This window comes from Streptomyces roseoviridis (assembly GCF_039535235.1).
Classification (GTDB): Bacteria; Actinomycetota; Actinomycetes; order Streptomycetales; family Streptomycetaceae; genus Streptomyces; species Streptomyces roseoviridis.
This window is the reverse complement of sequence record NZ_BAAAWU010000001.1, coordinates 2100321-2114509: the sequence shown is the minus strand read 5'-3', so window position 1 is coordinate 2114509 and position 14189 is coordinate 2100321. Positions and strand designations below refer to the sequence as shown.

The following is a 14189-nucleotide window of genomic DNA, read 5'->3' as shown; positions in this document are numbered from 1 at the left end:
ACATCCGACAGGAGCCATCACAGTCATGACCACGGAGAACGGCGAGAGCTCGCGCCTGGACGCCGGCCACGTCGACGACAGCTTCCACGTCTTCGACACGACGCTGCGCGACGGGGCGCAGCGTGAAGGCATCAACCTCACCGTCGCGGACAAGCTGACCATCGCGCGACACCTCGACGAGTTCGGCGTGGGCTTCATCGAGGGCGGCTGGCCCGGCGCCAACCCGCGCGACACGGAGTTCTTCGCCCGCGCCCGGCAGGAGATCACGTTCCGCAACGCCCAGCTCGTGGCCTTCGGCGCCACCCGCCGGGCCGGCGGCAACGCCGCCGAGGACCCGCAGGTCAAGGCACTGCTCGACTCCGGCGCGCCGGTGATCACGCTGGTCGCCAAGTCGCACGACCGGCACGTCGAGCTCGCCCTGCGGACCACCCTCGACGAAAACCTGGAGATGGTCCGCGACACCGTCTCCTACCTGCGCTCCCAGGGCCGCCGGGTCTTCGTCGACTGCGAGCACTTCTTCGACGGCTACAAGGGGAACCCGGACTACGCCAAGGCCGTGGTCCGCGCCGCCCACGAGGCCGGCGCCGACGTCGTCGTCCTGTGCGACACCAACGGCGGCATGCTGCCCGCCCAGATCCAGGCCGTCGTCGCCACCGTCCTCGCCGACACCGGCGCCCGCCTCGGCATCCACGCCCAGGACGACACCGGCTGCGCCGTCGCCAACACCCTCGCCGCCGTGGACGCCGGCGCCACCCACGTCCAGTGCACCGCCAACGGCTACGGCGAGCGGGTCGGCAACGCCAACCTCTTCCCCGTGGTCGCGGCCCTGGAGCTGAAGTACGGCAAGAAGGTGCTGCCCGAGGGCGCGCTCGCCGAGATGACCCGGATCTCGCACGCCATCGCCGAGGTCGTCAACCTCACCCCCTCCACCCACCAGCCCTACGTGGGCGTCTCCGCCTTCGCGCACAAGGCGGGCCTGCACGCCTCCGCCATCAAGGTGGACCCGGACCTCTACCAGCACATCGACCCCGAGCTGGTCGGCAACACCATGCGGATGCTCGTCTCCGACATGGCCGGCCGCGCCTCCATCGAGCTCAAGGGCAAGGAGCTCGGCGTCGACCTGGGCGGCGACCGGGCGCTGGTCGCCCGGGTGGTGGAGCGGGTCAAGGAGCGCGAGCTCAAGGGCTACACCTACGAGGCGGCCGACGCCTCCTTCGAGCTGCTGCTCCGCGAGGAGGCGGAGGGCAGGCCGCGCCGGTACTTCCGTACGGAGTCCTGGCGGGCGATCGTCGAGGACCGCCCGGACGGCACCCACGCCAACGAGGCCACCGTGAAGCTGTGGGCGAAGGGCGAGCGGATCGTCGCCACCGCCGAGGGCAACGGACCCGTCAACGCCCTCGACCGGGCGATGCGGGTGGCCCTGGAGCGGATCTACCCCCAGCTCGCCAAGTTCGAGTTGGTCGACTACAAGGTCCGCATCCTGGAGGGCCGCCACGGCACCGAGTCCACCACCCGGGTCCTGGTCACCACCAGCGACGGCAACGGCGAGTGGTCGACGGTGGGCGTCGGCGAGAACGTCATCGCCGCGTCCTGGCAGGCCCTGGAGGACGCCTTCACCTACGGCCTGCTGCGGGTCGGCATCGAACCGGCCGAATAGGTGCCCCGTTCCCGCTGATCGCACCATGTCCGCTATGTCCTGTTCGACGTTGTTCGGGTAGCGTCGAAGCATGAGGACCAGGGCGATATCCGCGACCACGGCACTGTCGGCCCTCGCGGGGCTGATACTCCTGCTGCTCACGGTCCTGGCCCCCGCCGCGGGAGCCAGGGCCACGGGCATCTCCGACGCCGCCGCCGCCCTCAAGCAGGGCCCGGTGTACGTCGACCCCGGCGCGGCCGACCAGCTGTCGAAGGCCGACGCCGACGCCCTCGCCCAGAAGATCGAGGACGCCGACAAGCCGCTCTTCGTGGCGGTGCTGCCCGCGAACGCGCAGTTCCCGCCCGAGGACCTCTTCCAGAACCTGCGCACCCGGACCGGCATCACCGGCCTGTACGCGGTCCGCCTCGGCGACGGCTTCGACGCCCGCGCCGACCGGTCGGTGATGTCCCGCGACGCCGTGGAGAACCTGGTCACCTCCGTACGACAGCCCGGGGTGGACGCCCGGACGGAGCTGAACGACTTCGTCGACCAGGCCCTGCCCACCCTGCGCGGCTCCGCGCCCGCGAGCTGGGGCTCCACCGGCGCGGACTCCGGCGCGCCGGTGGGCGGACTGGTCGTCCTGGGCGCGGTCGCCGCGGCCGGCGGCGCCGGGGCCTACGCGGTCGTCCGCCAGAAGAGGCGCCGCAGGGAGGCCGAGGAGCGCGAGGCCCTGGAGCGGCTGCGGGTCGTCGTCGACGAGGACATCACCGCCTTCGGCGAGGAGCTGGAGCGGCTGGACTTCCACCCGGCCGAGGCGGGCGCCGACGACGCCATGCGCGGCGACTACGAGCGGGCCCTGGACTCCTACGACAAGGCGAAGTCCCTGATGGGCTCCGCCACGCATCCGCACGACGTCCGCGCCGTCACCGAGGCCCTGGAGGACGGCCGCTGGTCGCTCGCCGTCCTGGCCGCCCGCCGCGCGGGCCGGCCGCTGCCCGAACGGCGCCCGCCCTGCTTCTTCGACCCCCGTCACGGCCCCTCCACGGCGGACCGCACCTGGACCCCCGCGGCCGGTGCCGCCCGCCAGGTCCCGGTCTGCGCGGCCGACGCGACCCGCCTGGACGAGGGCCGCGACCCGATGGCCCGCACCGTCGACACCGAGACCGGCCGCCGCCCCTACTGGGAGGCGGGGCCCGCCTACGGCCCCTGGGCCGGCGGCTACTTCGGCGGCGGCATGCTGCCCGGCCTGCTCGTGGGCACCATGCTCGGCTCGATGCTGGCCACCCCCGCCTACGCCGGCGAGTACGGCGGCGGTGACTTCCAGGACTTCCAGGGCGGCGACTTCTCCGGCGCCGACTTCAGCTCCGGGGACTTCGGCTCGGGCGACTTCGGCGGCGGAGGAGGCTTCGACGGGGGCGGCGGCTTCGACGGCGGCGGCGGTTTCTGAGCCGCGGCCGGCCCCTCGGGGTCAGACCAGCGGCTTGACCGACATCAGCAGATGGCGGTGCGCGTCGCCCTCCGCGTCCGTGATCAGCGCCCGCTGCCCCGGTCCGAGCAGCCGCAGCCGCAGCCGAGGGGTGTCGAAGGAGCCGAGCGCGTCGAGCAGATAGCCCGGGTTGAAGGCGACCGTCATGGCCTCGGCCCCCAAGAGCCCGGCCGGCAGCCGCTGCGAGGCCACGTCGTCCTCGTACCCCGCCTGCAGGTGCACCGTCGTGCCGTCGAAGGAGAGCTGTACGGGGCTGTCGCCCTCCGCGACGACCGCGACCCGCCGCACCGCCTCGACCAGCGGCGCCCGCTCGGTGACCGCCACCGCGTGCTCCCCGAGCGCGAAGAGCTTGTCGTGCCGGGGCAGCCGGCCGTCGAGGAGGCGGGTCGTCGTCCGCATGCCGCCGCTCTCGACGCCGAAGGAGCCGCCGTCGAGGGCGAGCCGGACCGTCCCCGCGCCGGCGAGCGAGCGCGCGATCTCGGTGAGCCGGCGGGCCGGCACCACCACGTCGGCGGCGTCTTCCGCGCCGGGCGCGGGCTTCCAGTCCAGCGTGCGCACCGCGTACCGGTAGCGGTCGGTGGCCGCCAGCGTCATCGTCGTCCCGTCCAGGCCGAGCCGTATCCCGGTGAGCACCGGCAGCGAGTCGTCCCGGCCGGCCGCCACCGCCACGTGTCCGACGGCGGCCGCGAAGGCGTCCGCGTCGACCTCGCCGCGCCACGCGGGCAGGGCCGGCTGGGCCGGATAGTCGTCCAGCGGCAGCAACGAGAGCCCGAAGCGGGCGTCACCACCGGTCACCGAGAGCCGCGCGCCGTCGGCCGCGCACTCCACGGGTCCCGGCGGCAGCACCTTGCAGATGTCGAGCAGCCGCCGCCCGAGCACCAGCGCCCGGCCCTCGCCCAGGACGTCGGCGTCCACCTCGATCCGGGCGGACGCCTCGTAGTCGAGGCCGGAGACGCGCAGCCTGCCGTCCGCCGCCTGGAGGAGCAGGCCGCCGAGGACGGGCACGGGGGAGCGGGCGGGCAGCACGCGGGCGGCCCAGGCCACGGCCTCGGTCAACACGGCTTTCTCGATGCGGAATTCCATGCCGCCGACGTTAACGGCCGCCACTGACAACGGCGTCGGCCGGCAGTTTCAGCCGACCGTCGGCGAGGTCCAAACGCAGCCTGCCGCTGCCGTCGAGCGCGGCGAGTCCGCGCAGGGCGCTCCAGGTCAGCGCGGCGGGGGAGTGCCGTCCGGCCGGCCGCCGGGCGCCCTGTGCGCGGGACCGGAACGCCGAGCGCCCGCCCTCCGTGACGACGGAGAGGCGGGCGCGCTCGTTTCCGGCGGGGCCGGGGGCCGGGGCTCGCTCAGGCGGCGTTCCTGATCGCGGAGATGTCGAAGGTCAGCTTCACCTTGTCGCTGACCATGACGCCGCCGGTCTCCAGGGCCGCGTTCCAGGTCAGGCCCCACTCGGAGCGCAGGATCTCGGCCGAGCCCTCGAAGCCGACGCGCTCGTTGCCGTAGACGTCCGTGGCCACGCCGTTGAACTCCAGGTCGATGGAGAGCGGCTTGGTGACGTCCTTGATGGTGAGGTCGCCGGTGATGCGGTACAGGTCGCCGCCCAGCTGCTCGGCCCCCGTGGAGCGGAACGTCATCAGCGGGAAGCGCTCGGCGTCGAAGAAGTCGCCGCCGCGCAGGTGGGCGTCGCGGTCGGCGATGCCCGTGTCGACGGAGGCGATCCGCACGTCGATCGCGGCGCTGGAGGAGGCCGGGTCGGAGCCGTTCAGGTCCAGCGTGCCCTCGTACTCGCCGAAGCCGCCGCGCACGTTCGTGACCATCGCGTGACGCACGGTGAAGCCGATGCTGCTGTGGGCCGGGTCGATGGTGTACGAGCCGGTCAGCGCGGCGAGGGCCGGGTCCACCGGGAGGGTGGCGACGGCGGAGGTGGCGGCGGACTCGTTGTTCTTGCGGCTGAAGAGACCCATGACTGCTCCTTGGGGACGGTGCGCGGGGGTGCGCTTCGTGGCTTTGTTGAACCTTCAACGAGAATGACTCTAGACCTATTCCGTTCAACTTTCAACATCTCGCGCCGAGTGTTCACCCGCAGGACCCCAAGAGCACCGCGCGGCCCTCTAGCGGACGCGCGTAGACCTGCGCCACCATCTCCCTGCGCGATCCCCCACAGCGACACCCGCGCAGTGACACCCGCGCAGCGACACCACGTAGCGACACCCACGTACGTTCACTCCCAGGAGGAACCGAACCGTGAAGCTCCGCTCCGTCCTCACCGCCCTGGCCCTCGTCCTCGGCGCCCTCTTCGCCCCGGGCTTCGGCGTCCTGGCCACCGCCACCGACGCCCACGCCGTCACCAAGATCAGCCACTCCACCGCCACCTCGATGTTCCGCGAGGTCGGCATCACCTGGTCCTCGTCCGGCGGCTGCTCGGACCGCTACAACTCCACCTGCACGTCCTTCGAGCAGCTCAACCTCGCCTCCGCCCAGGGCGCCCAGACCCTCAAGCGGGCCAGCGGCTGCGCCCTCAACATCACGGGCGGCACCGAGACCGGCCACGCGAGCGGCACCTACTCCCACTGGAACGGCTACAAGCTCGACTACAGCAAGTACACGTGCATCGGGAACTACATCAAGAACACCTTCACCTACATCGGCGTCCGCGGTGACGGCGCCCCACAGTGGAAGTCCGGCTCGGGCAACATCTACGCCGACGAGGGCAACCACTGGGACGTCACCTACTACAACTGCGGTGGCTGCTGAGGGCCTTGAGGCACCGGGACCAGCACTTGGACTAACCGCAGGGGGTTGTTGGACTGGAGGGGCCGTCGACGCGCGATCTCGTTGACGGTGGTCCGTCACACGGGCCAACTAGTGCGCATGTCGCACCCATACCCTCCCGCCGCGGCGCGGCGGCTGCGCACGGCCTGTGCGCTGGCCGCCGCCGCCTCCGCCGTGCTCGTCCTGGCCGGCCCGGCCCGCGCCGGCACCCCGTCCACGGCCCCGGCCCGCGTCGGCACCCCGTCCACGGCCCCGGCCCGCGCCGGGGCCCCGGCCGCCGCCGAGACCGCCGCCGCCTCCGCCGTCATCGGCTCCGAGCAGCTCTCCGTCACCGTCGCCGAGGACTTCCCCCGCGTCCTCGCCTACACCGACCGCGCCACCGGCGCCCGGCTACTCGGCTCGACCGCCCCCGTCACCCAGGTCGTCCTCAACGGCACCGCCCACACCGTCCGGGCCGGGGCCGCGCCCGCCGTGACCGGCGACTCCGCCGCGTACACCCTCGTCTTCCCGGACCTGCCCGGCGTCGAGATCGACGCCCGGATCAGCGTCAGCGGCCGGTCCACCACCTTCCGGATCACCGCCGTCCGCGACACCGAGACCTTCCGGGTCGGCACCCTCGACATCCCCGGCCACGACCTGGTCTCCGTCGGCTCCACCGACCCCGGCGCCGCCACCGCCTTCACCCGGCTCGACCCCGACTCCACCCGGACCGCCGACGTCTTCGCCCAGGTCACCGACGCCACCCCGGCCGACACCGCACCCGTCGGCGCGAGCTACGCGATCGTCAGCACCGGCCGGCTCGCCGCCGCCGTCGAGTCCAACTCCAGCTACGACAAGCCCTCCGGCGCCTCCGCCCGCGACGGAGCCCGCTTCTGGCACCAGGCCCGCAAGGCGTCCACCCCCGCCGGCACCGAGACCCGCGTCGGCGTCTGGTCCGGCCAGTGGACCTACCGCGGCGCCGGTGCCCCGCAGCCCGAGAGCGGCGACCACCTGCCCTGGGCCAGGGTCGTCGTCACCCCCGACGCCAACGACGACGGCCGCACCGACTGGCAGGACGGCGCCGTCGCCTTCCGCACCATCGGCATCAAGGCCCCGGGCAGCGACCGGACCCCGGACCGGGTCGTCGCCCACATCCCGTTCAACTTCGCCTCGAACGCCACCCACCCCTTCCTGCGCACCCTCGACGACGTCAAGCGGGTCTCCCTGGCCACCGACGGCCTCGGCCAGTTCGCCCTGCTCAAGGGATACGGCTCCGAGGGCCACGACTCCGCCCACCCCGACTACGGCGGCAACTACAACAAGCGCGCCGGCGGCCTCGCCGACCTCAACACCCTCCTGAGGCAGGGGAAGAAGTGGGGCGCGGACTTCGGCGTCCACGTCAACGCCACCGAGGCGTACCCGGAGGCGAAGAACTTCAGCGAGACCCTCGTCGACAAGAGCAGGCCCGGCTGGAACTGGCTCAACCAGAGCTACTACATCGACCAGCGCCGGGACGTGAACAGCGGCGACCTCGCCCGCCGCCTCCGGCAGCTGCGCGACGAGACCGACCCCGGCCTCTCGACGCTCTACATCGACGTCTACTACACGCACGGCTGGATCGCCGACAAGACGGTGCAGGCCGTCCAGGCGCAGGGCTGGAACGTCGCCACCGAGTGGTCCGAGAAGTTCGAGCGGGCCTCGCTCTGGTCCCACTGGGCCAACGACCTCGACTACGGCGGCGTCACCAACAAGGGCCTCAACTCGCAGATCATCCGCTTCATCCGCAACGGCGAGAAGGACGTCTGGAACGACCACCCCGTCCTCGGGCAGACCGCCCTCGTCGACTTCGAGGGCTGGACCGGCGAGACCGACCACACCGCCTTCACCGCCAACCTCTGGCAGCGCAACCTGCCCGCCAAGTACCTCCAGCGGCAGCGGATCACCCGCTGGAACGGTGACGACATCACCTTCACCGGCGGCGTCCGCGGCACCGTCGAGAACGGCCGCCGCACCTTCTACGAGAACGGCCGCAAGGTCCTCGACGGCGACGCCTACCTGCTGCCCTGGGCCGGCGGGAGCAAGCTCTACCACTACAACAAGACCGGCGGCAGGACCAGTTGGGCCGTGCCCCCCGGCACCGGCGCGTACTCCGTCTACCGGCTCACCGACAACGGCCGGGTGAAGACCGGGACGGTCACCCCCGTCGGCGGCCGCGTCTCCCTCGACGCCACCGCTGGACAGCCCTACGTGCTCTATCCCTCCGCCGCCCCGGCCGCCCCCGATCCCCGCTGGGGCGAGGGCACCCCGGTCCGGGACCCCGGCTTCAACGACGCCCGGCTGAACGCCTGGGCGAAGAGCGGCACCGTGACCCGCGACACCGACGCGCACGGCCGCAACAGCGCGAAGCTCACCGGCTCCGCCACCGCCTCCGTCCGCCAGCAGATCACCGGACTGACCCCGGGCCGGCGCTACACCGCCTCGGTCCTCGTCGAGGTCGAGGCCGGGAAGACCCGCCCGACCACGCTCTTCGCCGGCGGCACCTCCGTCACCGTCGCCCGCTCCACCCTGACCGACCGGGTCGCCGCCTCCGACTGGAACGGCACCCGCTTCCAGCGCGCCAAGACCACCTTCACCGCCCCCGCCACGGGCACCACCACCCTGCGCGTCGAGGCGGCGGGCGGCTCCACCGCCGCCGTCCGCCTGGACGACGTCCGCATCGTCGCGAACGACCCGGCGACGAAGGCCGGGACCACGGTGTACGAGGACTTCGAGGCCGTCGACCAGGGCTGGGGCCCCTTCCTGAAGGGCGACGCCGGCGGCACCACCGACCCGCGCACCCACATCGCCCAGCTCCACGCCCCCTACACCCAGGCCGGCTGGAACGGGAAGACGGTCGACGACGTCCTCGACGGCGCCGAGTCCCTCAAGTCCCACGACGAGAACAGCGGTCTGGTCTACCGGACGGCACCCTGGACCGTCCCCATGAAGGACGGGCGCAGCTACCGCGTCGAGTTCGCCTACCAGTCCAGCCACGCGGGCGCCTACGAGTGGGTCACCGGCTACGACCGTACGAGCGGCCAGGGCGCCCCCGTCGAGACCCGCCGCACCCCGATCGGGCAGCAGAGGACCACCGGCCACTTCTCCCAGACGGTGACCGCCGGTTGCGGCGACACCTGGACCGGACTGCGCAAGCGCGCCGACGCCCCCGACGGTGCCGACTTCGTCCTCGACCGCTTCACCGTCACCGACCTCGGCCCGGCCGCCGAGCGGGCCGCCTGCGGCACGCTCTCCGTGACGGCGCCCGAGACCCTGGAACCGGGCCGGGCGAACACCGTCACCGCCACCTTCGGCAACGACGAGGCCGCCGCCGTCTCCGGCGCCGAGGCCGTCCTCACCCTCCCCGAGGGCTGGACCGCCGAACCGGCCGGCCCGGTCGCCCTGGCCACCGTCGCCGCGGGCCAGTCGACGACCGCCACCTGGAAGGTCACCCCGCCGGTGGACGCGGCCCACCGCCCGTACGACCTCGGCGCCACCGTCACCTACGGCGTCGCCGGAGAGGCGCGCCGGCTGACCGCGGCCACCACCGTCCGCACCCTGCCCCCGCCGCCGACCGCCGACGCCTGGGCGAGCGACCTCCACTGGACCTCGGCCGCGAACGGCTGGGGCCCGGCAGAGAAGGACCGGTCCAACGGCGGGACCGGCAGCGGCGACGGCGGCCCGCTCACGATCGGAGGAGTCGCCTACGCCAAGGGACTGGGCACCCACGCGACCGCGAAGGTGCGCTACTACCTGGGCGGACGCTGCACCTCCTTCACCGCCGAGGTCGGTGTGGACGACGCGCAGACCACCCGGGGCAGCGTCCAGTTCGGCGTGCTCGCCGACGGCACGGAGAAGGCGAAGTCCCCGGTCCTCAGGGCCGACGACGGCGCCTGGTCCCTCACCGCCGACGTCACCGGCGCCTCGTACGTCGACCTGGTCGTCGGCGACGCGGGCGACGGCAACGGCAACGACCACGCGGACTGGGGGAACGCCCGCTTCCACTGCGCGGCCTGATCCTCGCCGGGCCCGGGCGGGACAAGGCGGAAAGCGCTTCCCGGCGTTGCCGTCCGCCGTCCCGCCCGCTGCCCCCGTCCCCTTCGGCCGTGCTCATTGATTGCGTTCCGAATCCGCTGCTACACCAGGCGCCAACCGGTCTACACCACCCTTCCCGGGAGGCTTTCGTGCCCGTCCCCGCCTGGTCCCGCCGCACCTTCCTCGCCACCGCCACCGCCACCGCCACCGCGGCCGCCCTCGCCCTCGACCCCCTCGGCCCCCTCGCCCACGCGGCGGAGACCGACGAGTTCGAGACCCTGCGGAGGCGGTGGCTCGACATCCAGCTCGGCTCCGGCTACGACGCCGGGGCCGAGCCCTACGCCTCCCGGCTCGCCGAGACCGGCACCCTCGCCCGCACCTTCCGGGCCACCATGGCGCCCGCCGCCACCTCGCTGTGGCCCGGACTCGCCTTCGACCCGCCCGCCGGCATCACCCAGAGCTACGGCCGGCTGTGGACGATGACCCAGGCGTACGTCCAGGACGGCACCGGCCTCACCGGCGACCCCGGCCTGCTCACCGACGTCCTGCGCGGCCTCGACCACCTCTCCGAGCGCGTCTACCACTCCGGCACCACCCGCTACGGCAACTGGTGGGAGTGGCAGATCGGCTCCCCGCGCCTGCTCATGGACATCGTCGCCGCCCTCCACCCGTTGCTCGGCGCCGCACGGATCGCCGCCGCCTGCGCGGCCGTCGACCACTTCGTCCCGGACAGCGCGCTCGGCTCCTACACCGGCACCTCCACCGGAGCCAACCGCGTCGACCTGTGCCGCTCGGTCGCCCTGCGCGGCGTCCTCGGCGCGAACCCCGCCAAGATCGCCCTCGCCCGTGACGCCCTCTCGCCCGTCTTCCCCTACGTCACCAAGGGCGACGGCCTCTACGCCGACGGCTCCTTCGTCCAGCACACCTGGGTCGCCTACTCGGGCACCTACGGCCAGGTCATGCTCGACGGCCTCGGCCGGCTCTTCACCCTGCTCGCCGGCTCCAGCTGGGACGTCACCGACCCGAACCGGCAGATCGTCCTCGACAGCGTCGAGAGGGCCTACGCGCCCCTGATCTACGACGGCCTGATGATGGACAGCGTCAACGGCCGTGCCGTCAGCCGCGGTCTGCCGAAGGACGACGAGCGGCGGATCATGCGCTCCGACCACTTCCACGGCCAGGGGGTCATCGCCGCCGTCGCCCTGCTCGCCGGCGGCGCGAGCCAGGCCGAACGGGACCGCTGGCACGCGCGCGTGAAGGGCTGGATCGAGCGCGACACCGTCTCCCCGATCCTGAGCGCCCGCCAGTTCGGCGTCGCCGACCTCGCCCGCCTCCACGCCGTCGCCGCCGCACCCGTCCCCGCCGCCCCCGAGCCCACCGGGCACCGGCTCTTCGCCGCCATGGACCGGGCCGTGCACCGCCGCCCCGGCTGGGCCGCCAACATCTCCATGGCCTCCGAGCGGATCGCGTACTACGAGTGCGGCAACGGCGAGAACCCGCGCGGCTGGCACACCGGCGCCGGAATGCTCTCCTGGTGGACCCGGGGCCAGGGCGGCCAGTACACCGACTGGTTCTGGCCCACCGTCGACCCCTACCGGCTGCCCGGCACCACCGTCTCCACCAAGCGCCTCGCCGACCGGGCCGGCGGCGAGTGGGGCGCGCCCAAGCCGGCCGTGAAGTGGGTCGGCGGCACCACCGACGGCGAGTTCGCCGCCGTCGGCCAGCACCTCAAGGGCCTCGGCTCCACCCTGGAGGCCCGCAAGTCCTGGTTCTGCGCCGCCGACACCGTCATCTGCCTGGGCGCCGGCATCACCGCCCGGGACGGCGTCCCCGTCGAGACGGTGGTCGACAACCGCTGCCTGGGCGAGGAGGGGACCGCCTCCTTCACGCGGGGCGCCGGCTGGGCGCACCTCGCCGGCCACGGAGGCTGGGTCTTCCCCGGCCCGGACGGTACGGAGCGGCTGCGCACCCTGCGCGAGGACCGTACCGGCGCCTGGAGCGACATCAACACCACCAGCGCCACCGAACGCCGCACCCGCCGCTACCAGACCCTCTGGATCGACCACGGCACCGACCCGACGGACGCCTCCTACGCCTACCTGCTGATGCCGGGCGCCTCGCCCGCGACGCTCGCCGCCCGCGCCGCCGACCCCGGCTGGCTCAGGATCCTCGCCAACGGCGCCGACCGGCAGGCCGTCGCCGTCCCGTCCCTCGGACTGACCGCCGCCAACTTCTGGCAGGCCGGTACGGTGGACCGCCTCACCGTCTCGGCACCCGCGAGTGTGCTGCTGCGGCGAGGCCGCTCCACCGCGACCCTGCGGATCAGCGAGCCGCTCCGGTCCGGGCAGCCGTTCGAGCTGGTCTGGGACCGGCCGGTACGGGCCGTGCTCGCCCGCGACGCCACGGTGGAGGTGCTCGGCACCGGGGCCGCGCTGCGGCTGCGGATCACGCCCGGTACGGCGTGCGCCACCCACGGCTGCACCCTGCTCGTCTAGGGCTTATGTGGAAACCCTACAAGCAGCTGGGGTGCCTGGCTGTTGAGTCGGCCTGGTGGGGGGACGGTTCTGTCCGGCCCCACCAGGATTCGACACGCGAGACTGTACGGAGTCGACGGCGGGTTTTCCCCACCGAGTTCGTAGGGTCGGTACATGACCGTTGTGGACCAGATCCCGAGCGAGCCCGCTGACGCCCGTGGCCGTGTGGCCGAGCTGCACGAGCTGCGCGAGCAGGCTCGCCGCGGCCCGAGCGACCGGGCGACCGAGGCCCAGCACGCCAAGGGCAAGCTGACCGCTCGCGAGCGCATCGAGCTGCTCCTCGACCCTGGTTCCTTCCAGGAGGTCGAGCAGCTGCGCCGCCACCGCGCCAGCGGCTTCGGCCTGGAGGCCAGGAAGCCGTACACCGACGGTGTCATCACCGGCTGGGGCACGGTCGAGGGCCGTACGGTCTTCGTCTACGCGCACGACTTCCGGATCTTCGGCGGCGCCCTCGGCGAGGCCCACGCCACCAAGATCCACAAGATCATGGACATGGCCATCGCGGCCGGCGCCCCGCTGGTCTCCCTGAACGACGGCGCCGGCGCCCGCATCCAGGAGGGCGTCTCCGCCCTCGCCGGCTACGGCGGCATCTTCCAGCGCAACACCCGCGCCTCGGGCGTCATCCCGCAGATCTCGGTCATGCTCGGCCCGTGCGCCGGCGGCGCGGCCTACAGCCCCGCCCTCACCGACTTCGTCTTCATGGTCCGCGAGACCTCGCAGATGTTCATCACCGGTCCGGACGTCGTCAAGGCGGTCACCGGCGAGGAGATCACCCAGAACGGCCTCGGCGGCGCCGACGTCCACGCCGAGACCAGCGGCGTCGCGCACTTCGCGTACGACGACGAGGAGACCTGCATCGCCGAGGTGCGCTACCTCCTGTCGATGCTCCCGCAGAACAACCGCGAGAACCCGCCGACCGTCGTCTCCGAGGACCCGGCCGACCGCCGCTCGGACGTCCTGCTCGACCTCGTGCCCGCCGACGGCAACCGCCCGTACGACATGCACAAGGTCATCGAGGAGCTCGTCGACGACGGCGACTACCTGGAGATCCACGAGCGCTGGGCCCGCAACATCATCTGCGCCCTGGCCCGCCTCGACGGCCAGGTGGTCGGCATCGTGGCCAACCAGCCGCAGACGCTCGCCGGCGTCCTGGACATCGAGGCGTCCGAGAAGGCCGCCCGCTTCGTCCAGATGTGCGACGCCTTCAACATCCCGATCATCACCCTTCTGGACGTACCCGGCTTCCTGCCCGGCGTCGACCAGGAGCACGGTGGAATCATCCGCCACGGCGCGAAGCTGCTCTACGCCTACTGCAACGCGACCGTGCCCCGGATCTCGCTGATCCTGCGCAAGGCGTACGGCGGCGCGTACATCGTCATGGACTCCCAGTCCATCGGCGCCGACCTGACCTACGCCTGGCCCACCAACGAAATCGCGGTGATGGGTGCCGAAGGCGCCGCCAACGTCATCTTCCGCAAGCAGATCGCCGAGGCCGAGGACCCCGAGGCCATGCGGGCCCGCATGGTCAAGGAGTACAAGGCCGAGCTGATGCACCCGTACTACGCCGCCGAGCGCGGTCTCGTCGACGACGTCATCGACCCCGCCGAGACCCGCGAGGTGCTGATCAAGTCCCTCGCGATGCTCCGCACCAAGCACGCCGACCTGCCGTCCCGCAAGCACGGCAACCCGCCTCAGTAAGAGGAGCCCACCC

Annotated in this window: 8 protein-coding genes; 6 read left to right on the top strand and 2 right to left on the bottom strand. The window is 72.8% G+C overall.

The features are described from left to right. Positions 1-25 precede the first annotated feature (25 nt). Positions 26-1657, top strand: a complete 1632-nt coding sequence (gene cimA / locus ABD954_RS09445) for a citramalate synthase (RefSeq protein WP_345485429.1) — start codon at positions 26-28, stop codon at positions 1655-1657. Positions 1658-1727: 70 nt separating this feature from the next. Beyond that, complete coding sequence (locus ABD954_RS09440; protein ID WP_345485428.1) at positions 1728-3083, top strand: hypothetical protein; 1356 nt, start codon at positions 1728-1730, stop codon at positions 3081-3083. Positions 3084-3104: 21 nt separating this feature from the next. On the opposite strand, the gene dnaN is transcribed toward ABD954_RS09440, so the two are convergent. Continuing rightward, positions 3105-4205: a DNA polymerase III subunit beta gene (gene dnaN, locus ABD954_RS09435; RefSeq protein WP_345485427.1), complete on the bottom strand. Its 1101-nt coding sequence runs from the start codon at positions 4203-4205 to the stop codon at positions 3105-3107. Positions 4206-4468: 263 nt separating this feature from the next. After that, positions 4469-5086 carry a YceI family protein gene (locus ABD954_RS09430; RefSeq protein WP_345485426.1) on the bottom strand — a complete coding sequence of 206 codons (618 nt, stop codon included), beginning with the start codon at positions 5084-5086 and terminating at the stop codon, positions 4469-4471. A 280-nt stretch (positions 5087-5366) separates the two neighbouring features. Here ABD954_RS09430 and ABD954_RS09425 point away from each other — a divergent pair, with 280 nt between their 5' ends. The 4 genes from ABD954_RS09425 to ABD954_RS09410 all read left to right on the top strand — a co-directional run bounded on the left by ABD954_RS09425 (position 5367) and on the right by ABD954_RS09410 (position 14176). Further along, positions 5367-5876: a hypothetical protein gene (locus tag ABD954_RS09425; protein ID WP_345485425.1), complete on the top strand. Its 510-nt coding sequence runs from the start codon at positions 5367-5369 to the stop codon at positions 5874-5876. 117 nt (positions 5877-5993) lie between these two features. Then, positions 5994-9926, top strand: a complete 3933-nt coding sequence (locus ABD954_RS09420) for an endo-alpha-N-acetylgalactosaminidase family protein (protein ID WP_345485424.1) — start codon at positions 5994-5996, stop codon at positions 9924-9926. A 167-nt stretch (positions 9927-10093) separates the two neighbouring features. After that, positions 10094-12439 carry a polysaccharide lyase 8 family protein gene (locus tag ABD954_RS09415; RefSeq protein WP_345485423.1) on the top strand — a complete coding sequence of 782 codons (2346 nt, stop codon included), beginning with the start codon at positions 10094-10096 and terminating at the stop codon, positions 12437-12439. Between the two features lie 153 nt (positions 12440-12592). Next, positions 12593-14176 (top strand): acyl-CoA carboxylase subunit beta, encoded by a 1584-nt coding sequence (locus tag ABD954_RS09410; protein ID WP_345485422.1) that lies wholly within the window; start codon positions 12593-12595, stop codon positions 14174-14176. Positions 14177-14189 lie beyond the last annotated feature (13 nt).